Origin of the sequence: Citrobacter sp. T1.2D-1, assembly GCF_950098555.1 — a bacterium.
In the GTDB taxonomy this organism is placed as follows: Bacteria; Pseudomonadota; Gammaproteobacteria; order Enterobacterales; family Enterobacteriaceae; genus Citrobacter_A; species Citrobacter_A telavivensis.
Genome location: NZ_CATNHH010000006.1, coordinates 66020 through 89371, shown reverse-complemented (window position 1 = coordinate 89371; position 23352 = coordinate 66020). Strand labels below are relative to the sequence as shown.

The following is a 23352-nucleotide window of genomic DNA, read 5'->3' as shown; positions in this document are numbered from 1 at the left end:
AATTGCTGATAATCATCGATCTGTGATGCCGGATGGCGACGCGGTGGCGTCTTATCCGGCCTACGTGTTCACGTAATTTGTAGGCCGGATAAGGCGAAGCCGCCATCCGGCAAGGAATATTCTGGTGGCGAATCAACTGATTCTTCTAAAAGACGACTTCTTTGCGAATGCCGGGCAGGCCGTCGCCGTTGCCGATCGCTATCCGCAGGATGTGTTTGCCGAACATACGCATGATTTCTGTGAGCTGGTGATTGTCTGGCGAGGCAATGGTCTGCATGTGCTGAACGACCGTCCCTATCGCATCACCCGTGGCGATCTGTTTTATATTCGTGCCGAAGACAAGCACTCCTATACCTCCGTTAATGACCTCGTGTTGCAAAACATCATCTATTGCCCGGAGCGGCTAAAGCTGAACCTGGGCTGGGAGGGGGCGATTCCCGGATTTAACGGCACGCCGCGGCAGCCGCACTGGCGGCTGGGCAGTGCTGGAATGACGCAGGCGCGCCAGGTGATAAGCCAGATTGAGCATGAAAGTAACCAGCACGATCCGCTCGCTAACGAGATGGCAGAGCTGCTCTTTGGCCAGCTGGTAATGACGCTGAAGCGCCATCGCTATGCCACCGACACGCTGCCAGCGACCTCCAGCGAAACGCTGCTGGATAAACTGATTACCGCGCTGGCCGCCAGTCTGGAACGTCCGTTTGCGCTGGATACCTTTTGCTGCCGGGAGGCGTGCAGCGAACGCGTGCTGCGTCAGCAGTTTCGTAGTCAGACCGGGATGACGATTAACCAGTATCAGCGTCAGGTTCGCGTCTGCCATGCGCAATATCTTCTTCAGCACAGCCGTCTGATGATCGGTGAAATTTCGATGAAGTGTGGATTTGAGGACAGTAACTACTTTTCTGTGGTGTTCACGCGGGAAACCGGGATGACGCCCAGTCAGTGGCGTCATCTCAGTAACTCAAGTGATTAGCTTGCCATGCCCAGACCGACAATGTTGGCGGCGATGATGATCACTACGCATCCCAGACTCAGTACGCTGACGGGACGACGCCCGGCGTTGTTCCACTCTTTCAGCACCAGACCGACGATACCACCGCACAGCACGTAGAAACTCATGTGCAGCATCCAACTGATGTAGTCATATTGCGCCGGAATGCGCGCGTGGCCCCAGGCGTAGAAGAAGAATTGCAGATACCACATCAGGCCACCCAGCGCGGACAGCAGCACGTTGGTGATGATAAGCGATTTTGCCAGCGAGAAGTCGGCTTTTACCGACAGGTTCTTCACTTTTGCCAGACGAACAAAACAGAAGCCCAGGTTGACCAGCGCGCCGCCGCCCATGATCACCACGTAGCTTGGCAGCGCGACATACAGCGGGTCTACACCCAGCGCCGCGGCTGCTTCATGCATCGGCTTCGCGGCGTTCATCGCAAACGACATGCCTGCGGAGAAAATCCCGCACATCACCGCCAGCAGTAGCCCTTTTTTCAGGTTGAAATCTTCGGCTTTGATGCCCATTTTGCGCTCTTTGAGCTGGCCCGCACGGGTGACAATCCCGACGCCAATCAGCGCAACCAGTACCCCGAGCAGGGTCATCCGCCCGCCTTCGGTGTTAATCAGCACATCAAAGTTGCCGTTGATGATAGGGGTCATCAGCGTACCGACAATCAGCGTGATGCCAATGGCAATGCCAATCCCCATCGACATGCCGAGGTAGCGCATGGTCAGGCCGTAGTTGATATTACCAATGCCCCACATTGCGCCGAACAGGAACACCGGAAGCAGAGTGGAGAGGTTGAAAGAACTGTAGTAGGCCCAGAAGTTGGGCAGCAGCATGGCGCTGATGGTCCAGGGAAGAATCAGCCAGGAGACAATCCCGCCGACCGACCACATGGTTTCCCATGACCACTGTTTCACTTGTTTGAACGGGGCATAGAAACAGGCTGCACTGGCCGCGCCTATCAAATGCCAAAAAATACCCATCGTAATCGCGTTACTCATTACATCATCCTCATTGTTTTTATCGTCGTTTCTACCCTTCCGACGTCATGAGTTTAAAAATTGCGCAGATGTATAACCTTTTGCCGATTGCCGCGATTTTTCCTTTCTGGCAAAGGCCCGGTTAAGTGGGTGATATGGCTCACATAATCAACAATAGACGTAAAGGTAATAACCTTATAAAAAGTACGGCATTGATAATCATTTTCAATATCATTTAATTAACTATAATGAACCAACTGCTTACGCGGCGTTAACACCCGGCCGCTCGACAATAATGGAGATGAATATGAGTTATACACTGCCATCCCTGCCGTACGCTTATGATGCGCTGGAACCGCACTTCGATAAGCAGACGATGGAAATCCACCATACCAAACACCACCAGACCTATGTAAACAACGCCAACGCGGCGCTGGAAAGTCTTCCTGAATTCGCTAACCTGTCTGCGGAAGAGCTGATCGCTAAACTGGATCAGGTACCGGCCGACAAAAAAACCGTTCTGCGTAACAACGCGGGCGGTCACGCTAACCACAGCCTGTTCTGGAAAGGCCTGAAAAAGGGCACGACCCTGCAGGGCGATCTGAAAGCGGCTATCGAACGTGATTTCGGCTCCGTTGATAACTTCAAAGCAGAGTTTGAAAAAGCTGCTGCAACCCGTTTCGGTTCTGGCTGGGCCTGGCTGGTGCTGAAAGGCGATAAACTGGCGGTCGTTTCTACCGCAAACCAGGATTCCCCGCTGATGGGTGAAGCGATTTCTGGCGCTTCCGGCTTCCCGATTGTGGGTCTGGACGTGTGGGAACACGCTTACTACCTGAAATTCCAGAACCGTCGCCCGGACTACATCAAAGAGTTCTGGAACGTGGTGAACTGGGACGAAGCGGCTGCGCGTTTCGCGGCGAAAAAATAAGTCTTATTTAACAAGACGTAGCGTTTGTATGACCCCGTCGGCGCGGCCGGTGGGGTTTTTTTGTGATCAAAATCAAATCAAAAACAGCGATCCACAAAAAATGAAACATTGTTTTGTTATGTGGTTGGGATCACTTTTATTATTGTGCTGAATGTCTATCGTTGACACATCTTTACATCGGAAGGTGATGGAAATGCAGATTAAACGCACGATAGAAAAAATCCCTGGCGGCATGATGCTCGTCCCTCTGTTCCTGGGCGCGTTGTGTCACACGTTCTCTCCCGACGCGGGGAAATATTTTGGCTCATTCACCAACGGGATGATCACCGGTACGGTGCCGATTCTGGCCGTGTGGTTTTTCTGCATGGGGGCCTCCATCAAGCTGAGCGCAACGGGTACCGTCCTGCGTAAGTCTGGAACGCTGGTGGTGACCAAAATTGCTGTGGCGTGGGTGGTGGCGGCGATTGCCTCGCGGATTATCCCTGAACATGGCGTGGAGGTAGGATTCTTTGCCGGGCTGTCGACACTGGCGCTGGTTGCGGCAATGGACATGACCAACGGTGGGCTGTACGCGTCGATCATGCAGCAGTACGGCACCAAAGAAGAGGCCGGGGCATTTGTCCTGATGTCGCTGGAATCTGGCCCGCTGATGACGATGATCATCCTCGGTACGGCCGGGATTGCGTCGTTTGAACCGCATGTTTTTGTCGGCGCGGTGCTGCCATTCCTGGTGGGCTTCACGCTGGGTAATCTGGACCCTGAGCTGCGCGAGTTCTTCAGTAAAGCGGTACAGACGCTGATCCCCTTCTTCGCCTTTGCGCTGGGCAACACCATCGATCTGAGCGTGATTGCGCAGACCGGTCTGTTGGGCATTCTGTTGGGTGTGGCGGTGATTATCGTGACCGGTATTCCGCTGATCGTTGCCGATAAACTGATCGGCGGCGGCGACGGTACGGCAGGGATTGCCGCTTCCAGCTCAGCAGGTGCGGCGGTGGCGACACCGGTACTGATCGCAGAAATGGTGCCCGCATTTAAACCGATGGCGCCGGCGGCAACCTCGCTGGTGGCAACCTCGGTGATTGTGACGTCAATCCTTGTGCCAATTATCACCTCTGTCTGGTCGAAGAAGGTCAAAGCGAAAGCGGCGGCAATCGAAATCCAACATGCTGTAAAATAAAACAATAATGCCGGATAGCACTGCGCTTATCCGGCCTTTTTTTGCATCATAAAAAGGCCTGGTGAATCTCACCAGGCCTTGTCTTTTAACGACCAAAGACCTCATCAATTGTCCGGCAGTCGTGTTCGTTCAACTCGCCGCCCGCATTACGTGAAACCCCGCTGCAATAGCCGAACTTCCGCGATACCACCGTCTTGATGGTGGTGACGAAATCTTCGCCGATGGCATAAATCGACATATAGACGCCAATTTTCTGCTGAATGTCGCGCAGGGCCGCCAGGTCTCCGGCTTTGAACGCTTCACGCGCGCTGACAAACAGTTCCGGCATAACGTTGTTGAGTCCGGAGATAATCCCCGCCCCGCCAGCCAGCAGGTTAGGAATGAAATACTCGTCATAGCCTGAGAGTACGGCAAAATCGTCACGTACGGCCTGGGTTGCCTCGATCATTCTACGGGTATGCGACTGACAGTCGACGGTATCTTTGATCCCGGCAAAGTTAGGGAACTCGCTGGCAAGTTGGGCGACCAGATCCGGCGTTAAATCGCTGCCGGTGCGTGGCGGGAAGTTGTAGGCGAACCATTTCCCGCTGAGCTTTTGCCCCAACTGGCGGAAGTAGCTCAGCAACTGCTTCGGCGTTTGGCCGTAGTAATACGGCGGCAGAACCATCACTGCATCGTAGCCTGTGCGATACGCTTCCTGCGCCATCCGTAATACATCGTGGATGCAGGTGGAGGAGACGTTAGCCACCATCTTCAATGAGCTCATGGCGCGCGCCTCGCGAATCAACAGCAAGCGTTCGTCAAGAGTGAAGGACGCGAACTCCCCGATACTGCCCATCAGCAAAATCACGTCGATTTTTGCCTCAGTCAGGCGTTGAAGGTGTTGGCTCAGACCGTTGAGATCGATATTACCATCCTGATCCATTGGCGTAATGGAGGGGCACCAGACGCCAGCAAACTGCGTTTGACCTGTCACGTTGTTGACTCCTTATTATGAAATGGCGTTTCAAAATCCCTTCAATAGATAGCATGGATAGTTGCGCATCGTGTGAACCTTGCTCTCATTTTGCGCGGTTGAGGTAAAATAATTGTGGTTAAATAAGGCAAATTTATCGGGGAGAGGGACCAGATGCGATATCCAGTAGACGTGTTCAGCGGCAAGATTCAGGACTACGCGGGAAGCCGCCCCAGTGCGATTGGCAAAATTCAGGTCGATGGCGAACTGATGCTGACGGAACTGGGCCTGGAAGGCGATGAACAGGCAGAAACGAAAATCCACGGCGGGCCCGATCGTGCGCTGTGCCATTATCCACGCGAGCATTATCTGTACTGGGCGCGCGAGTTCCCGGAGCAGGCGGATCAATTCGTGGCGCCGGCTTTTGGTGAGAACCTCTCTACCGATGGCCTGACGGAACAAAATGTCTATATCGGCGATATTTTCCGTTGGGGCGAGGCGCTGATTCAGGTCACGCAGCCGCGTTCACCGTGCTTCAAGCTCAATTTCCACTTTGGGATCGGCGATATGGCGAGCCTGATGCAGAACTGCGGCAAAACGGGCTGGCTGTGCAGCGTGGTTGCTCCAGGCATGGTATCAGCCGATGCGCCACTGGAGCTGGTCTCCCGGGTTAGCGACGTCAGCGTGCAGGAGGCTGTTGCCATTGCCTGGCATATGCCTTTTGACGATGAACAGTATCACCGTTTGCTGTCAGCGGCGGGGCTGTCGAAGAGCTGGACGCGAACGATGCAAAAGCGCCGACTGAGCGGCACAATCGAAGACCAGTCACGTCGTTTGTGGGGTAAATAAACGCCGCTATCTGGCAACCGAAAAAATGCCTGATGGCGCTCGCTTATCCGACCTACCGTTCGTGGAGATTTGTAGGCCGGATAAGGCGTTTACGCCGCCATCCGGCACAATCCGTTACGAACGTTTGTACAACGGTAGCCAGATAACCAGACGTAAGCCGCCCAGCGGACTGTCTTCGGCTTTCACCCAGCCGCGATGCTGCTGAATGGCGGTTTCCACAATCGCCAGACCCAGACCGGTGCCGCCGGATTCGCGATCGCGCGCTTCGTCAGTACGATAGAACGGGCGGAAAATCTGCTCGCGGTCTTCCGGGCTGACGCCAGGGCCATCGTCATCCACCGTGATCGTAATACCGTCTTTATCCACCGCGAAGCCAACTTCAATCTTCGTATGTGAATAGCGCAGGGCGTTACGGACGATGTTTTCCAGCGCACTTTCCAGCGCGTTCGGGTTACCGTACAGCGGCCACGGCCCCGGCGGGAAATTCACCGTGAGTGATTTACCCATCTGCTCGGCTTCAAAGGCCGCGTTATCCAGCACCTCGCCCCACAGATGATTAGCCTTCATCGTTTCGCTGACCAGCGCGTTTTTCTGCTGATTGCGCGACATCACCAGCAGATCGTTGATCATGCTGTCCAGACGTTGCGCTTCGGTTTCAATACGCTCCAGCTCTTTGCTCTCGCCGCTACGGCGACGCAACAGCGCGGTTCCGAGTTGCAGACGCGTGAGCGGGGTTCTCAGTTCGTGCGAGATGTCTGACAACAGACGTTGCTGCGTCGTCATCATGCGTTCCAGGGCGGTCACCATCTGGTTGAAACTGGCGCCTGCGGCAAGGAACTCCTGCGGGCCAGCTTCCAGTTCCGGATGCTGACGCAGGTTACCCTGAGCGACCTCATCCGCCGCGTTTTTCAACTTACGCGCCGGTTTCGCCAGACTCCACGCCAGCCATAACAACAGCGGGGAACTGACTAACATTGTGACAATCAGCAACAATAGCGGACGGTCAAACAGCAGGTTGATAAAATCGGATTGGGAATTGCTGGCTGGGCGAATCAGGTAAAGCTGGTAGTTATCTTCTCCATCTCTGACGGAGAATGGCCCAACCATTTCGACGCGACCGTACTTTTTCTTCTGCGGGTGATCGGCGTTGTCCGCCTGACCAATAAAGTTACGAATGATCTGCATCTCGCTGCGTTCAGCGCCGATCACGCGTCCTTCTGTGGTCACCAGCAATAATCGCTGCCCAGGCGGCGCCCACTTGTCAATCGCACGGAACAAGCGACGCCACCACATCAAATCGTTGGGTGGATCGTTCGCGAGTTCAGCTTCAACGTGTTGCTCAATCATTAACCCCTGGCGCTGTTCGCTATCCAGCAGCTCGGTCATTTGGCGTGAGTCGAGCTTGGGTAACATCAGTACCAACATCAACACCAGTGCCAGCGTCAACCAGAAGATGGCAAAGATGCGCGCGGTTAAGCTCCCTATCATGAAGCTGAAACCATCAGATAGCCACGACCACGCAGGGTTTTAAACCACGGATGCCCGTCTTTCCGCTCCGGCAGTTTGCGCCGCAGGTTTGAGATATGCATGTCGATGGCGCGGTCGAAAGGCGTCAGGCGTTTACCCAGCACTTCCTGGCTCAAATGTTCACGCGATACCACCTGGCCGAGATGCTGTGCCAGTAGATAGAGCAGGGTGAATTCGGTGCCAGTTAACTCCAGCGCCCGACCGTCAAAGCTGGCTTCCTGGCGACCCGGATTGAGGCTGAGGGCATCCACTTCCAGCGTCGGCGAGCCGTTATCGCTGCTTTGCTGCTGTTCGCTCCAGTGCGAGCGGCGCAAAATAGCGCGGATACGCGCGACCAGTTCACGATCGTTAAACGGTTTCGGTAAATAGTCATCCGCGCCCAGCTCAAGGCCAAGTACGCGATCCAGTTCGCTGCCGCGGGCGGTCAGCATAATCACGGGGGTCTGGTGTGTCTGGCGAAGCGCTTTCAGCGTATCGATACCGTTTTTCTTCGGCATCATGACATCAAGCAAAAGTAAATCAATGCTGTCGTCCAGAAGTTCAAGCGCCTGCTCCCCGTCATGGGCAACCAGCACATTGAAGCCTTCCATTTCGAGCAGCTCCTTTAACAGGGAAGTCAGCTCTCGGTCATCATCAACTAACAGGATTTTATTCATTGTTTAAGTACCTCCGAGGCAGAAATTACGTCATCAGGCGTCGCTAATCCATGACTTTACGTTGTTTTACACCCCCTGACGCATGTTTGCAGCCCGAATCGTAAACTGTCTCTCGTTGAATCGCGACAGAAAAGATTTTGGGAGCAAATGATGCGCAAAGTTACCGCTGCCGTCATGGCCTCAACGCTGGCACTCAGTACCGTTAGCCAAGCAGCTGAAGTCGTTACAGGCGATAACTGGCACTCGGGAGAATCCCCTGCGCCGCGCACTGTACAAAGCCATATGTTTGACGGCATAAGTTTAACCGAACATCAGCGTCAACAGATGCGAGATCTGATGCAACAGGCCCGACATGAACAGCCGCCTGTTAATGTTAGCGAAATGGAGACGATGCATCGTCTTATTATTGCAGAAAAATTTGATGAAACCGCTGTACGCGCTCAGGCAGAAAAGATGGCGCAGGCACAGGTTGCCAGACAGGTCGAAATGGCCAGAGTTCGCAACCAGATGTATCGCCTGCTTACTCCCGAGCAGCAAGCGGTTTTGAACGAGAAGCATCAACAAAGAATGGAGCAGTTGCGCGACGTGACGCAATGGCAAAAAAGTTCTTCGTTGAAGTTATTGAGTAGTAGCAACTCACGTTCCCAGTAGTAAACCCTGTTTTCCTTGCCATAGACACCATCCCTGTCTTCCCCCACATGATGTGGGGGTTTTTTTTGCCCTTTGATACGTAACTCTTTATTTTTCAATTCGTTATTTTATCTGATGCAGGATTTATTCCCTCATTCTCATCGGCAGGAAACCATTTTATGTGTTGCATGCAACTTAGAGATGATATTCAAGATGCGAGTTCCCGTTGTTGTGGCTTATGAGCGATGAAGCGACTCTCAACATATTTGTACATGACTGGTGCAATAATCCCTGATGCAATAATTGCACATGCCTGCCATAGATAATTCCCAGCGCTGTATAAATAGTGTTTAGACACGGTTTGAGTAATACCATGTACTAAATAGAGAGAAAAACTACAGGTTCCTAACATAGTAACTGGCAGTGAAGTCAATAGACCAAAGTAGTCACAACCGCTCTTAATTGTGTAGAATATGATAAACATGTAGAGTGGTGTTGTTGTATTATAAGCATGTTTTGTGAAAAATAATGCGACGAATAATAAGAGTAAACAAACTACATCCGATGGTCGTTTGTTGCTCTTGATTGTTGCGATAAGGAATCCAGTCAAAAAATACATTAAATAGCTAAGGAATTGTTCCTGGTTGATGAAGTATTTATAACTCAGGACAAGAACCATTAAAAAAATAATAAATATTTTTTTGTATTCTATCTTTTTCATTATTAGATATAAAAAAGGAATAGCAATGTAGAGGCGTAGCTCCCAGACTAATGTCCAGAAGACGCCTGAAGTCGCTATCTGCAACGATATGCCGTTGATGTTAGCTCCGGGTGCATCAAAGATAAATGGCAGCGACGGGACTAACCAACTCGTTATTGGCGTATGGTGTAATGGGTTCATTATTAACGTTATTAAATAAATCAATAATAACGTCACAATAACTGGAGGGTAAATTCTTAAACAACGGGAAATGAAAAATTCTTTAACATTAAATGTTGGGGCTAATGCTTTGCGAAAAAAAAGAAAGGCCGAAAGTATAAAAAAGATACCGACTGAAAGTTCACCTGTGAGAAAAATAATTCGCTTAATATTGCTTGCCGTAATATAATCAAGGGACCAGTAATTGTCGAATTCTCCTCCCGCCCTCCAGTATAAATGAAATATTGCAACGAGTGCTGCACAGATTCCTCGTAATCCGTCGAGAGCGGCAAATTTATGTTTTGCTGGTGTAATTCCAAGCAACTTGGATGTGATGAAGATGGTTAATACTAATAAGCTGATGTAAGTAGCGTACTCAATTAAATAAGACATTTTATTGTTTTCAATAATATTTTTCGACATATTATCATTTTTTAAATGTCAAGTGAATCACCAATCACCAATCACTTACACCATCCGTTATACTACCGGCATGAGATGGCAGGAGTGTTTATGAATCAATCCTATGGGCGGTTAGTCAGTCGGGCGGCCATTGCCGCGACAGTGATGGCGTCGCTGTTACTTTTGATCAAAATTTTTGCGTGGTGGTACACCGGGTCGGTGAGTATTCTGGCGGCACTGGTCGACTCGCTGGTGGATATCGCCGCGTCGCTCACTAACCTGTTAGTGGTGCGCTATTCGCTGCAGCCAGCGGATGATGAACATACCTTTGGTCACGGCAAGGCGGAATCCCTGGCCGCGCTGGCGCAAAGTATGTTTATTTCCGGTTCGGCGCTGTTTTTGTTTTTAACCGGTATTCAGCATCTGATTTCACCTACCCCGATGAACGATCCTGGCGTGGGGGTTGTGGTTACCATTATCGCCCTGATATGTACTGTAGTGCTGGTCTCGTTTCAGCGCTGGGTGGTGAAACGGACGCAAAGTCAGGCGGTGCGGGCAGATATGCTTCATTATCAGTCTGATGTTATGATGAACGGTGCTATTCTCGTGGCGCTCGGTCTGGCCTGGTACGGCTGGCATCGTGCGGACGCGTTGTTTGCATTGGGGATTGGCATCTATATTTTATATAGTGCATTACGCATGGGCTATGATGCAGTGCAGTCGTTACTGGATCGTGCATTACCCGATGAAGAACGTCAGGAAATTTTTGAAATCGTGAAATCATGGCCCGGCGTCAGTGGTGCTCACGATCTCCGTACGCGGCAGTCAGGGCCGACCCGCTTTATTCAGATTCATTTGGAAATGGAAGATAATCTGCCGCTCGTTCAGGCGCATGTTGTGGCTGAACAGGTAGAGCAGGCGATTTTACGGCGTTTTCCGGGATCCGATGTCATTATCCATCAGGACCCGTGTTCTGTCGTCCCCAGGGAAGGCAAAAGGTTTGAGCTTTCGTAAGTGAGCGTAAAAAAGAGAGCCAGGCCCGCATTTTGTGTATAAATTACCGCCATTTGGCCTGACCTGAATCAATTCAGCAGGAAGTGATTGTTATACTATTTGCATATTCGTTGGATCGTCTCGCTATGCAGGATCGACTTCCGGCAACAGACTTCATTTTGCATTCCAAAGTTCAGAGGTAGTCATGATTAAGAAAATCGGTGTGTTGACAAGCGGCGGTGATGCGCCGGGCATGAACGCAGCAATCCGTGGTGTGGTGCGCGCAGCACTGACGGAAGGACTGGAAGTCATGGGTGTTTATGATGGCTACCTGGGTCTGTACGAAGACCGTATGGTGCAGCTTGACCGTTACAGCGTGTCCGACATGATTAACCGCGGTGGTACCTTCCTGGGTTCCGCACGCTTCCCGGAGTTCCGTGACGAAAACGTCCGCGCCGTGGCTATCGAAAACCTGAAAAAACGCGGTATCGACGCGCTGGTGGTGATCGGCGGTGACGGTTCTTACATGGGTGCAAAACGCCTGACTGAAATGGGCTTCCCGTGCATCGGTTTGCCTGGCACCATCGATAACGATATCAAAGGCACCGACTACACCATTGGTTACTTTACGGCGCTGGGCACCGTGGTTGAAGCGATTGACCGTCTGCGCGATACCTCATCTTCTCACCAGCGTATTTCTATCGTTGAAGTGATGGGCCGTTACTGTGGCGACCTGACTCTGGCAGCGGCGATTGCGGGTGGTTGTGAGTTCGTTGTGGTACCGGAAGTGGAATTCAGCCGGGACGATCTGGTCAATGAAATCAAAGCGGGCATCGCGAAGGGCAAGAAGCACGCTATCGTGGCGATCACTGAGCACATGTGCGACGTAGACGAACTGGCGCATTACATCGAGAAAGAGACGGGCCGTGAAACCCGTGCGACCGTACTGGGCCACATCCAGCGCGGCGGTTCTCCGGTGCCTTACGACCGCATCCTGGCTTCCCGTATGGGTTCTTACGCCATTGAACTGCTGCTGGAAGGTCACGGTGGTCGTTGCGTCGGTATTCAGAACGAAAAACTGGTTCACCATGACATCATCGACGCTATCGAAAACATGCAGCGTCCGTTCAAAGGTGACTGGCTGGATTGCGCGAAGAAACTGTACTGATTCTTCTCTGCGCCTGATGGCACTACGCTTATCCGGCCTACAGATCGCAAAGACGTGTAGGCCGGATAAGGCGTCAGTCGCCATCCGGCATAAGCCCTTCATATATTCCCTCAAGTTATAGCCAATCTTTTTTTATTCTTTAATGTTTGGATTTCTTTCTGGCACGCTTTGCTCATCACAACACAACATAAGAGAGTTGGGCGATGAACAAATGGGGCGTGGGGTTAACTTTGCTGCTGGCATCCAGCGGCGTTCTGGCAAAGGATATTCAATTACTGAACGTGTCTTACGATCCAACGCGTGAGCTGTACGAGCAGTACAACAAAGCGTTTAGCGCACACTGGAAGCAAGAGACGGGCGATAACGTGGTGATTCGTCAGTCGCACGGCGGGTCGGGCAAACAGGCCACCTCGGTGATTAACGGTATCGAAGCGGATGTGGTGACGCTGGCGCTGGCCTATGATGTTGATGCGATTGCCGAGCGCGGTCGTATTGATAAAAACTGGATCAAACGCCTGCCTGACAACTCTGCGCCTTATACCTCCACCATTGTGTTCCTGGTTCGCAAAGGCAACCCGAAGCAAATTCATGACTGGAACGATCTGGTTAAACCTGGCGTCTCTGTGATCACCCCTAACCCGAAAAGTTCCGGCGGCGCTCGCTGGAACTACCTGGCGGCGTGGGGCTATGCGCTGCACCATAACAACGGCGATCAGGCGAAAGCCCAGGATTTCGTGAAGGCGCTGTTTAAAAACGTTGAAGTGCTGGACTCCGGCGCGCGCGGCTCCACCAATACCTTCGTGGAACGCGGCATCGGCGACGTGCTGATCGCCTGGGAGAACGAAGCGCTGCTGGCGACCAATGAACTGGGCAAAGATAAGTTCGAAATCGTGACGCCGAGCGAATCCATTCTGGCTGAGCCAACGGTCTCCGTCGTGGATAAAGTGACCGAGAAGAAAGGTACCCAGGCCGTGGCGGAAGCCTACCTGAAGTATCTCTACTCACCGGAAGGTCAGGAGATCGCGGCGAAAAACTACTACCGTCCGCGCGATGCAGAAGTGGCGAAGAAATACGAAAATGCGTTTCCGAAACTGAAGCTCTTCACCATTGATGAGGTGTTCGGCGGCTGGACGAAAGCGCAGAAAGAACATTTCTCGAACGGCGGAACGTTCGATCAGATCAGCAAGCGTTAAGCGCGGATCGCAGAAGAGGCCCGGGGCATTTGCCGCCGGGCTTTTTTTATTTGTCATGATTTTGCGTTACTCTTGCAGGTCGTTGAGATACAGGGAACGCGTTATGAAAAAAACTGGCTATGGGCTACTGGCCGCTGTCGTTATTGTTGCGGCAGCCGGTTTTGGCTACTGGAAGCTGGCCGGAAACCCGGATGCGTTGCGTAAGATTGTCCTTGAGCAATGTCTGCCCAATCAGTTGCAGCATCAAAACCCTGCGCCATGCGCCGAAGTGAAGCCCGGTGCCGGATACGTGGTCTTCAAAGACCGCAATGGCCCGCTGCAATATCTGCTGATGCCGACTTACCGCATTAACGGCACCGAGAGTCCGCTACTGGTGGAACAATTCACGCCGAATTTTTTCTGGCTGGCCTGGCAATCTCGCGACTTTATGAGCAAGACGTATGGTCAGGATATTCCGGACAGCGTCGTTTCGCTGGCAATTAATTCACGCAGCGGACGGACGCAAAATCATTTCCACATCCATATCTCCTGCCTGCGTCCTGATGTCAGAGCACAACTGGACGCTAATCAGGCCAAAATCAGCACCCGCTGGTTGCCGCTGCCGGGCGGACTGCGCGGACACGAATATCTTGCCCGTCGCGTGACGGAAAGCGAACTGGCGCAGCGCAGTCCGTTTATGATGCTGGCAGAAGAGGTGCCGGAGGCGCGCGAGCGGATGGGGAGCTACGCGTTGGCGTTGGCGCGCCAAAGCGATGACGCTTTTGTTCTGTTGGCGACACAGCGCAACTGGCTGACGTTTAACCGGGCGTCGGCGGAAGAAATCCAGGATCACGACTGCTCACTGCTCACCCAACCCTGAACGCGGTCCCACTAGGCTGTCGGCGTTTTTTTGCACAACCTCTCACTTCAGGCCAGCGATGATGTATCGTTGGTTAAATTAATGTGAAATCGATCAAAAGATATAAAGGTATACCTTTATATCTTTTGTGATTCCATTACACTCCCTCATAACGCCTGACCCTGACTGCCCGGATCATGCGTTAATCATAAAAGCTTTTATTTCACGTAGTTACGTCATCCTTTTTTCGACATTCTTGTGCCCAACGGCGCAAAAGGAATACCGATATGAAATTGTCTATCGTGGAAAAAATAGGTTTCGGCGCCGGGGATATGGCGATCAACGTAGTGATTATTGCCATGCAGCTACTGCTGGCATATTTCTACACCGATATTTACGGTTTACGTGCAGCAGATGTGGGTGTGCTGCTGGTGGTTGTGCGGATGATCGATGCCATTATCGATCCGGCAATGGGAATGCTGACCGATAAAGTCTCGACCCGCTGGGGGCGATATCGTCCGTGGTTGTTATGGTTTGCCATTCCGTTTGGTTTCGCCGTCTATCTGATGTTTATCACGCCGGATATGGCGTATACGGCGAAGCTGGCGTGGGCCTATTTTACTTACATCCTGATGACGCTGGTCTATACGGCGATCACCATCCCTTATATCTCTCTGATTGGCGTCATCACGGACGATCCGGGCGAGCGGTTGAGCGCCAACGGGTATCGTTTTGTGATGACTAAAATCGCCGCGTTTCTGGTGACGATTGTGGTTCCCATGCTGGCAGTCTGGCTGGGGCAGGGCAATAAAGCGCTGGGTTATCAGCTCTCTATGGGGTTGATGGGCGCGATGGGCGCAGTGCTGTTTATCTTCTGCTTTATGACCACCCGCGAACGCAGCGAGCCTGAACTGCCGTCACTGTCGGTAAAACAGCAGTTCGCCAATCTGCTGCGCAACGACCAGTGGCTGATTCTGGGCGTGGTGATTATGTTGCTGATGTGCGGCTACGTGATCCGTGGTTCGGTTGCCGCCTATTACGCCAAATATTATCTGAATGGTGGTGACAGCATGATTTCACCGTTCCTGACCGTCGGCGTTGTGGCATCTATTCTGGCGATGATTGCGACCACATGGGTGACCAAGTTCTGGGACAAAATAAAAATGTTCCGCTACACCCAACTGATGACCTTCGTGCTGAGTATCGCCATGTACTTCTGCGTCGGGCAGCAAAACCTGATCCTCGCCTTTATCTTTTACTTTCTCATCAACTTCTTCTGCGACATGCAAATGCCGGTGTTCTGGTCTTCCATCGCGGAGGCGGTCGATTACGGCGAGAAGAAAACCGGGCTGCGCGTCTCCGGACTGGCTTTTGGCGGCATTCTGTTCTTTCAGAAATTCGGCATGGGGATTGCCGGCGGCGTCCTCGGCTTCCTGCTGAGCCACTTCGGCTACCAGGCGGATGTCCAACAGAGCGCGAGTTCGCTGGCAGGAATTGCACTGATGATGACGCTCATCCCCGCCATCTTCCATCTGGTGGTTGGCGTCGTGATGAAAAAGTATCTGATCAACAACGATTATTACCGCGATATCCAGCGTGAACTGGCACAGCGTCAGGCGTGAGGAGGAGCAAATGAATCATCTCAATAAAGTCTGGGTGATTGGCGATGCGTCCGTGGATCTGGTGCCGGAAAGAACGGACTCTTACCTGAAATGTCCGGGCGGGGCATCGGCTAACGTCGCCGTTTGCGTCGCACGACTGGGAGGCGACTGCGGATTTATCGGCTGCCTTGGAGAGGATGATGCCGGGCATTTCCTTCGTCAGACGCTGGCAGACAACGGAGTGGACGTGAGTTCGCTACGCCTCGACCCGCAGCAAACCAGCGCGGTGCTGGTCGTTAATCTGACGCCAGAAGGTGAACGCAGTTTTACCTATCTGGTGCATCCCGGCGCGGACACCTTTGTCTCCGTGCAGGATTTACCGGCCTTCAGCGCTAACGAGTGGTTTTACTTCAGCTCGATTGGCCTGACCGACAGTCCGGCGCGCGAGGCGTGTCTGGAAGGTGCCAGACGCATGAAGGCGGCGGGCGGGCACGTTATGTTCGACGTCAACCTGCGCGTCAGCATGTGGCGGGATCGTCATGAAATCGCCCCCTTACTCGCACAGTCCATTGCGCTGGCCTCTATCTGCAAGGTCTCTGCCGATGAGTTGTGTTGGCTGGGTAAGGTCGAGCGCTGGCAGGACGCACGTTATCTGATGCGTGAACTCGGCTGCGATACCACCGTTATCTCACTGGGCGATGCGGGCGCGTATCTGGTGACGCCAGAGGGCGAATGCGCGTTCCCGACTGCGAAAATTTCCGTGGTGGACACCACCGGGGCAGGCGATGCCTTTGTTGGTGGGCTGCTCTATACCCTTTCACAGGCCGCTAACTGGGATAGCCGCCTGCTTGCTCAGGCGATTGGCACGGCCAACGCCTGTGGCGCGATGGTGGTCACGGCAAAAGGGGCAATGACCGCGCTGCCCTACCCGGAACAGCTCGCTGCCTTTCGCGTCAGTCATCCGCTGGAAAAATTATGCTAAACCGTTAAGGAGTCATTCATGCACGTTGAAATTAACAAAATACTGGGCTGCCTGATTGGTGCCGCTGCGGCGGACGCGATGGGCGCGGCGACCGAAGTGCGCACTCAGCAACAGATTCGCGAATACTTTGGTGGTTGGGTGACCGGTTTTGAGAAACCGCCCGCCGATACGTTTGGTCGCTGTAATGAGGCCGGAATGTGTACCGATGACTTTATTCAGGCGAAGTACATCATGGACGCCCTGTTACAGCATCATCGTCAGGTGAGCGATGAGGCGATGCGTGAAGCCTTTCAGCGCTGGCTGGCCTATCCGTATTATGCCAATTTTACCGGGCCAACAACCCGGGCCGCGATGAAAGCCATTTTTAACGATAACCGTGCGTCCCTGCAGGGGGAACTGGAAGGGGAGAAGCAGTCGGTACAGATTATCAACAAAGGCAATGCGGAAGCCACCAACGGCGCGGCAATGAAGATTTGGCCTGCCGCCGTATTGCATCCTGGCGATATTGAAAAAGCGATTCAGACTGCGCTGGATATCTGCCGTTTTACCCACAACAACGTGCTGGCAATGTCTGGTGCTGCGGCGATGGCGGCGGCGACCAGCGAAGCGCTACAGCCTGTGGCGAGTGCGGAAAGCATCATTGCGGCCGGGATTTACGGTGCCGACCGGGGCTATGCGCTGGCGGCAGAACAGGGCGCGATGATGGTCGCCGGGCCGTCGGTGGGGCGTCGTATCGAACTGGCGGTGGCGATCGGCAAACGCCACGCCCATTGGGAGACGGCGATTGTCGACATCGCCGATATCATTGGTTCCGGGCTGCACGTCAGCGAAGCCGTTCCGGCGGCGTTTGGTTTGTTCGCATGTTGTCCGAATTCTGCCGTTGATGCTATTATTTCCGCCGTTAATATCGGCAATGACACCGATACCGTCGCCACCATGGTTGGGGCACTCTCCGGCGCCTGGCACGGTGCTGATGCTTTTCCTGCCGACTATTTAACTACCGTTAATCGTATGAATCATTTCGATTTGGCTGAACTCGCCAGACAGATTAAAGGGTAGTGCGCTGCCCTGCGGGGGCGGCGACAACCGTCCCCGACTGGCAGACTTTCGAGGTAAATGGCTTGCAGGTTGATAAAACGAGTTTCACTCCGCTGTATAAGCAGTTGTTTTATATCATCTGCCAGCAGATCCAGAACGGCACCCTGCCGCTGGGGAGTCAGTTGCCTACGCAAAAAGCGATCGCGCAAACCTACAACGTGTCGCTGATCGTCGTGAAGCAGGCGTGGAGTGAGTTAATCAACGCCGGTGTGATTACCTCCCAGCGCGGAAGCGGTTCTGTGGTGAGCGCGGTGCCGGAAGGCGTCAGCTATGGCCATACCTTTCGCGGGATCACCAGCGATCTGCGTGATGCCAGCGTGGCGGTTGAGAACCGCATTCTGGAGATCGCCACACGCCGGGCGCGCGACGCGCAGGAAGATGGTTTAAGCCTGCCGACCCATCATCACTATCTCTATATTTCTCGGGTGCGATACCTGAATAATCGCCCGTTTAACCACGAGAAAATTTATCTCGATCTCTCCTTCTTCCCGGGGTTAACGCTGACGGCGGATGAACTGGCCCATACCTCGCTTTATCACCTGTTGAATGTCAAAAGCGACTCGGCCATCGAAAAGGTCGATGCCATTCTGCCCAGTCCCGATCTCTGCGAGAAGCTACAGATTGCTGAGAACAAACCGCTCCTTTCCGTGGCGCGCCAGACATTTATGGCGGGGGAAGAGCACCCCTTTGAGTATTGCCGCTACTATGTGCTGTCTGACTACTTTGGCGAAATCCATTATCACTAACCCTCTGCTTTTTTAGGGGAAGACGCGCGTTTACAGAAGGGAGATGCCCCCGTATTCTTGTTGAAAAAAACAACAGGAGACAGGCATGTCGCTCTGGTTTTCACACCCTCTGTTTCTGCCCTCGCTGGTGGTGGTGGTCACCATCCTGCTCTGGGCGACCTCGCTATTGCCGGAATTTATCACCGCGCTGCTGTTTTTCACCGTGGCGATGGTGGCGAAAATCGCCCCACCGGACGTCATCTTTGGCGGTTTTGCCTCGTCGGCGTTCTGGCTGGTATTCAGCGGCTTCGTGCTGGGCGTGGCGATCCGCAAAACCGGACTGGCAGACAGGGCGGCAAGAGCGCTGTCCTCACGGCTAACGGAATCCTGGCCGCTGATGGTCTCAAGCGTGGTACTGCTGAGCTATGCGCTGGCGTTTGTGATGCCCTCCAATATGGGACGAATCGCGCTGCTAATGCCCGTCGTTGCCGCGATGGCGAAACGTGCCGGGATCCTCGATGGCACTCGCGCGTGGTATGGACTGGCGCTTGCCGTGGGCTTTGGCACCTTCCAGCTCTCCGCCACTATTCTGCCTGCCAACGTACCGAACCTTGTGATGAGCGGGGCGGCGGAAGGGTCGTACGGTATTCACCTGAACTATTTGCCTTACCTGCTGCTGCATACGCCGGTATTAGGCTGGCTGAAAGGCGGGTTGTTGATTGCGCTGATCTGCGGGCTGTTCCCCGGGAAACCCCATGCGCCGCGTGAACTCACGCCGCCGGAACCGATGAGCCGCGACGAAAAACGACTGGCCTGGATGCTGGCAGTGGTGCTGGTGATGTGGGTCAGCGAAAGCTGGCATGGCATTGGCCCGGCATGGACTGGACTGGCGGCGGCGGTCATCACCCTGTTACCGCGCGTCGGGTTTATCAACGGAGAGGAGTTTTCCACGGGGGTTAACATCCGCACCTGCATTTATGTTGCCGGTATTCTTGGACTGGCGAGCGTGGTGACGCAAACCGGCATTGGCGATGCGGTCGGTGAGGCGCTGCTGCACGTGATGCCGCTGGACCCGGAGAAACCGTTCACCAGTTTTCTCGCCCTGACCGGCATCACCACCGCACTTAACTTTATCATGACCGCTAACGGCGTTCCGGCGCTGTATACCACCCTGGCGCAGAGCTTTTCTGAGGCAACGCAATTCCCACTGCTGTCGGTGATTATGATTCAGGTGCTGGGCTACTCAACGCCGCTGTTGCCGTATCAGGCATCGCCTATTGTGGTGGCGATGGCGCTGGGAAGAGTGCCGGCGAGAGCCGGGATGTTGCTGTGCCTGGTGCTGGCGGTGGCGACGTATCTGGTCCTGCTGCCACTGGACTATGCGTGGTTTAATCTATTAGGCAAATTGTAGTGTTAATTACCTGATAATTTTGGTTTTGTGAGAGGGCGGTGAGTTTTACCGGCACGAATGACGGTTAATATCGAAACGCATACTTATGCGCAGGATACTCAAGGATTGATCCATGGACAGATTGACCCCTATTCGCTGCTGGCCCGCCATTATCTCGATTGTTATCACACTGACTATCTGGTTTATCATCCCATGTCCTGCGGACGTGACGCCACAGGCGTGGCATCTGCTGGCACTGTTTATCGGCACTATTGCGGCCATTATCGGTAAAGCCATGCCCATTGGGGCGATTGCCGTTGTGGCTATCATGCTGGTGGCGATGACCGGTGTGACGAATCCCGGTAAGCCAGCTGCGGCGCTTAACGATGCGCTGAGCGGTTTTTCCAACCAACTGATCTGGCTGATTGGTTTATCGATCATGCTGTCGCAAAGCCTGCTAAAAACAGGACTCGGCGCGCGCATCGGCTACGGATTTATTGCGTTGTTTGGTAAGCGAACCTTAGGTATCGCGTGGGCATTAACGCTCGCAGAAACGCTGATTGCCCCCGTCACCCCAAGCAACACGGCGCGCGGTGGCGGTATTATCCACCCGGTAATGCGGGCCATCGCCGACAGCCTCGGGTCGCAGCCTGGCAACAGTGAAAATGGCTCAACGGGTCGCTATCTGGCGCTGGTGAATTACAACATTAACCCCATCAGTTCGGCGATGTTCATCACCGCAACCGCTCCTAACCCTCTCATTGTCACCTTTTTGACTCAGGGGACGGACGGGGTACTGACTATGACCTGGGGGATGTGGGCCATTGCGGCGCTCCTTCCGGCGGTGGTCTCGCTGCTGGTGATGCCCATCGTCATCTGGTGGCTCTATCCACCCGCCATTACCCGCACGCCTAACGCGCCGCAGTTCGCCCGGCAAAAGCTGGATCTTCTCGGCCCGCTGTCGCTGGCAGAGAAAATCACGCTGGCGGTATTCATTTTGCTGCTCTGTCTGTGGGCTGGCGTTCCTGCGATGATCATGGGCAGCGGCTGGACCGTGAACCCCACTAGCGCGGCGCTGATCGGCTTATCGATTCTGTTGGTGACGGGGGTCTTAAACTGGGAGGATATCCTTAAGTGTCGCGGTGCCTGGGATACCATTGTCTGGTTTGCCGCGCTGGTGATGATGGCGGATTTCCTCAGTAAACTGGGACTGGTCGGCTGGCTGGCGACGAGTGTGGGGACGGCAATCAATCATCTTGGCGTTCACTGGAGTATCGCGACGCTGCTGTTGATCCTGCTTTACGTCTATTCTCACTACTTTTTCGCCAGCACCACGGCGCATATCACGGCCATGTTCTCCGCCTTCTTCATCGCGGGGTTAGGTCTGGGCGCACCACCGGCTCTGCTGGGGCTGATGCTCGGTTTCTCCTCCTCGCTGATGATGTCGCTCACCCACTATGGCACGGGTACCGCGCCGATTATTTTTGGCTCTGGCTACGCCACGCTGGCGGAATGGTGGAAGACGGGGCTGGTGATGAGTGTGGTGAACCTGACTATCTGGGCGGTAACCGGGGCTTTCTGGTGGCACTGGCTGGGATACTGGTAATACGGAGATAAGCCGGGGGGAGAGGTTCCCCCCGGCTACACAACTTAAGCCTGTTTTGCTGCTTCAGCCGCTTTCACGATCACCGCGAAAGCATCAGCTTTCAGGGAAGCACCGCCAACCAGCGCGCCGTCGATGTCCGGCTGAGTGAACAGTTCTGCCGCATTGGCTGCGTTTACGGAACCGCCGTACTGGATGATGACCTGCTCAGCAATTTTCGCGTCTGCTTTGGCAATGTGGTCACGGATGAATTTGTGAACAGCCTGTGCCTGCGCTGGCGTTGCGGATTTGCCAGTGCCGATCGCCCAAACGGGTTCGTAAGCGATAACGACGCCTTCGAATGCCGCAGCACCCTGGGTTTTCAGAACGGCGTCGATCTGACGTGCGCACACTTCTTCTGTTTTGCCCGCTTCGTTTTCAGCTTCGGTTTCACCGATGCACAGAACCGGCGTCAGACCCTGCTCTTTCAGCACGGCGAATTTTTTCGCGATCAGTTCGTCAGACTCTTTGTGGTAAGTACGACGCTCAGAGTGGCCGATGATGATGTACTGCGCGCCGATGTCTTTCAGCATTTCAGCGCTTGTTTCACCGGTAAATGCGCCGGACAGGTTCAGGTCAACGTTCTGTGCGCCCAGGAGGATGTGGCTACCGGCCGCAGCGTGTTTTGCCAGGTCGATGTACATTTCCGGCGGCGCGATCGCTACCGCGCAGCCTGCGACGCCAGCCAGCTCTGTACGCAGGTTAGCAATCAGTTCGTTTACCATGTGGCGGCTGCCGTTCAGTTTCCAGTTACCCATCACTAAAGGATGTCGCATTTCTATTCTCCACGCTTTGTCAGCGAATTAAGGAAGATGGCCGCCCCTCAGGGCAGCATGGTCTGTGAAACAGTATAGAGATCACTCCCCGGAAAGGCTTTGCTTTTTATCATCTCCCCGTCATTCTCCGCGTTACAGGTGCGTTGTCTATACTCGCTCACCCCAGTCACTTACTGATGTAAGCTCCTGGGGATTCGTTGCGTCGCCGCCTTCCTGAAACGTGAATAATTTAGGGGGAATTGGACCCGTCCAGGTTTTCAGATAACGCCAGCTTAATCGGTTCAACTGCGAAGGTCAGCCCCTTTTCGCCGTTATCTGCGACAACATAGCGAATTGCGCCTTCGGTCTCTGCGTAATAGCGCTTATTTTTCCCGGCGGTAAGCAGCTTTTGCAGCTTTTTCTGGCTCTGCTCTTTGGTTAGCAAGGGGGCAACGGTGCGGATCACCGCCGCCATATACTCCAGCGCTTTGGCTTTTGCCGCTTTCTGTTCCGGCCCCTGAATCGGCAGCCAGGTTATCTGCATACTCTTGATCTTCAACGTCCCGCGCTCAAGGGCGGTCGAAGCATAGAGATTTTCATTAATTTTGCTGGCCGCACGGGTGAGGTTGGCTTTGTCACGACTGCTGTCGATCGCGCGGAATTCGTTTAAGGTAAGCTTCGGATTTTGCGTATTAAAGTTTTCGCGAAACTGGCTGATGGAAAGATCAAACGTGGGGGCTCCAGCGAGCAAATACGGTGCGGTGGTGGCTGTCAATGGCTCAGCCGCCAGCGCCGGGGTGCTGGAGAATATCGCAGAAAACAATAATAAAAACAGTGAACATCCTGGCTTCATCAATCTTACCTTTCGTTATGACTGTTCACGATTAAAACGATAACCGTCTGGCTTGTCAAAAGGGTAAACTGTCGAAGATAGTCATTTT

At 53.6% G+C, this 23352-nt stretch carries 22 protein-coding genes; 15 read left to right on the top strand and 7 right to left on the bottom strand.

The window, feature by feature from the left end; genetic code table 11:
* The first annotated feature begins 124 nt into the window (after positions 1-124).
* Positions 125-973 carry an HTH-type transcriptional activator RhaR gene (gene rhaR / locus QQZ17_RS08020; protein ID WP_152401144.1) on the top strand — a complete coding sequence of 283 codons (849 nt, stop codon included), beginning with the start codon at positions 125-127 and terminating at the stop codon, positions 971-973.
* Here rhaR and rhaT read toward each other — a convergent pair.
* Positions 970-2004 (bottom strand): L-rhamnose/proton symporter RhaT, encoded by a 1035-nt coding sequence (rhaT, locus tag QQZ17_RS08015; RefSeq protein WP_152401146.1) that lies wholly within the window; start codon positions 2002-2004, stop codon positions 970-972. The two genes, rhaR and rhaT, sit on opposite strands and share 4 nt — an antisense overlap.
* A gap of 286 nt (positions 2005-2290) precedes the next feature.
* Here rhaT and sodA point away from each other — a divergent pair, with 286 nt between their 5' ends.
* Both sodA and kdgT read left to right on the top strand, forming a co-directional pair.
* A complete protein-coding gene (gene sodA / locus QQZ17_RS08010; protein ID WP_044257452.1) occupies positions 2291-2911 on the top strand; it encodes a superoxide dismutase [Mn] in 621 nt (206 codons plus the stop codon).
* 193 nt (positions 2912-3104) lie between these two features.
* On the top strand, positions 3105-4088 hold the full coding sequence (kdgT, locus tag QQZ17_RS08005) for a 2-keto-3-deoxygluconate transporter (protein ID WP_152401149.1): 984 nt from the start codon (positions 3105-3107) through the stop codon (positions 4086-4088).
* A gap of 85 nt (positions 4089-4173) precedes the next feature.
* Here kdgT and QQZ17_RS08000 read toward each other — a convergent pair whose 3' ends face one another.
* Positions 4174-5064: a dihydrodipicolinate synthase family protein gene (locus tag QQZ17_RS08000; protein WP_152401152.1), complete on the bottom strand. Its 891-nt coding sequence runs from the start codon at positions 5062-5064 to the stop codon at positions 4174-4176.
* A gap of 153 nt (positions 5065-5217) precedes the next feature.
* Between QQZ17_RS08000 and yiiM the strand changes: the two genes are divergently transcribed.
* Entirely contained in the window at positions 5218-5892 is a 675-nt protein-coding gene (gene yiiM, locus QQZ17_RS07995; RefSeq protein ID WP_152401154.1) for a 6-hydroxyaminopurine reductase, read from the top strand.
* Between the two features lie 114 nt (positions 5893-6006).
* On the opposite strand, the gene cpxA is transcribed toward yiiM, so the two are convergent.
* Positions 6007-7380, bottom strand: a complete 1374-nt coding sequence (cpxA, locus tag QQZ17_RS07990; RefSeq protein ID WP_046493226.1) for an envelope stress sensor histidine kinase CpxA — start codon at positions 7378-7380, stop codon at positions 6007-6009.
* Positions 7377-8075, bottom strand: a complete 699-nt coding sequence (gene cpxR / locus QQZ17_RS07985) for an envelope stress response regulator transcription factor CpxR (protein ID WP_152401156.1) — start codon at positions 8073-8075, stop codon at positions 7377-7379. Before cpxR ends, cpxA begins: the two co-directional genes overlap by 4 nt.
* 150 nt (positions 8076-8225) lie before the next feature.
* Here cpxR and cpxP point away from each other — a divergent pair, with 150 nt between their 5' ends.
* The gene (cpxP, locus tag QQZ17_RS07980) at positions 8226-8726 is read left to right on the top strand and encodes a cell-envelope stress modulator CpxP (protein ID WP_152406230.1); all 501 of its coding nucleotides are present in this window, start codon (positions 8226-8228) and stop codon (positions 8724-8726) included.
* A gap of 187 nt (positions 8727-8913) precedes the next feature.
* Here cpxP and QQZ17_RS07975 read toward each other — a convergent pair whose 3' ends face one another.
* Positions 8914-10047, bottom strand: coding sequence for an acyltransferase family protein (locus QQZ17_RS07975; protein WP_152401194.1), 1134 nt, complete (start codon positions 10045-10047; stop codon positions 8914-8916).
* Positions 10048-10137: 90 nt separating this feature from the next.
* Between QQZ17_RS07975 and fieF the strand changes: the two genes are divergently transcribed.
* The 10 genes from fieF to QQZ17_RS07925 all read left to right on the top strand — a co-directional run bounded on the left by fieF (position 10138) and on the right by QQZ17_RS07925 (position 21620).
* Complete coding sequence (fieF, locus tag QQZ17_RS07970) at positions 10138-11040, top strand: CDF family cation-efflux transporter FieF (protein WP_152401196.1); 903 nt, start codon at positions 10138-10140, stop codon at positions 11038-11040.
* Positions 11041-11224: 184 nt separating this feature from the next.
* Positions 11225-12187, top strand: a complete 963-nt coding sequence (pfkA, locus tag QQZ17_RS07965; protein ID WP_152401199.1) for a 6-phosphofructokinase — start codon at positions 11225-11227, stop codon at positions 12185-12187.
* 203 nt (positions 12188-12390) lie between these two features.
* A complete protein-coding gene (gene sbp, locus QQZ17_RS07960) occupies positions 12391-13380 on the top strand; it encodes a sulfate/thiosulfate ABC transporter substrate-binding protein Sbp (RefSeq protein WP_152401201.1) in 990 nt (329 codons plus the stop codon).
* A gap of 103 nt (positions 13381-13483) precedes the next feature.
* On the top strand, positions 13484-14239 hold the full coding sequence (locus QQZ17_RS07955) for a CDP-diacylglycerol diphosphatase (protein ID WP_152401203.1): 756 nt from the start codon (positions 13484-13486) through the stop codon (positions 14237-14239).
* A gap of 266 nt (positions 14240-14505) precedes the next feature.
* Positions 14506-15840 (top strand): MFS transporter, encoded by a 1335-nt coding sequence (locus QQZ17_RS07950; RefSeq protein WP_152401205.1) that lies wholly within the window; start codon positions 14506-14508, stop codon positions 15838-15840.
* 10 nt (positions 15841-15850) lie between these two features.
* Positions 15851-16801, top strand: a complete 951-nt coding sequence (locus tag QQZ17_RS07945; RefSeq protein ID WP_152401207.1) for an aminoimidazole riboside kinase — start codon at positions 15851-15853, stop codon at positions 16799-16801.
* Positions 16802-16819: 18 nt separating this feature from the next.
* A complete protein-coding gene (locus QQZ17_RS07940; RefSeq protein ID WP_152401209.1) occupies positions 16820-17860 on the top strand; it encodes an ADP-ribosylglycohydrolase family protein in 1041 nt (346 codons plus the stop codon).
* A 62-nt stretch (positions 17861-17922) separates the two neighbouring features.
* On the top strand, positions 17923-18645 hold the full coding sequence (locus QQZ17_RS07935; protein WP_152401212.1) for a GntR family transcriptional regulator: 723 nt from the start codon (positions 17923-17925) through the stop codon (positions 18643-18645).
* Between the two features lie 85 nt (positions 18646-18730).
* The gene (locus tag QQZ17_RS07930) at positions 18731-20035 is read left to right on the top strand and encodes an SLC13 family permease (RefSeq protein ID WP_152401214.1); all 1305 of its coding nucleotides are present in this window, start codon (positions 18731-18733) and stop codon (positions 20033-20035) included.
* Between the two features lie 112 nt (positions 20036-20147).
* On the top strand, positions 20148-21620 hold the full coding sequence (locus tag QQZ17_RS07925) for a DASS family sodium-coupled anion symporter (RefSeq protein WP_152401216.1): 1473 nt from the start codon (positions 20148-20150) through the stop codon (positions 21618-21620).
* A gap of 44 nt (positions 21621-21664) precedes the next feature.
* Here QQZ17_RS07925 and tpiA read toward each other — a convergent pair whose 3' ends face one another.
* Positions 21665-22432: a triose-phosphate isomerase gene (gene tpiA / locus QQZ17_RS07920; RefSeq protein WP_046493417.1), complete on the bottom strand. Its 768-nt coding sequence runs from the start codon at positions 22430-22432 to the stop codon at positions 21665-21667.
* Positions 22433-22661: 229 nt separating this feature from the next.
* Positions 22662-23264, bottom strand: a complete 603-nt coding sequence (locus QQZ17_RS07915) for a YiiQ family protein (RefSeq protein ID WP_152401218.1) — start codon at positions 23262-23264, stop codon at positions 22662-22664.
* Positions 23265-23352: the final 88 nt, after the last annotated feature.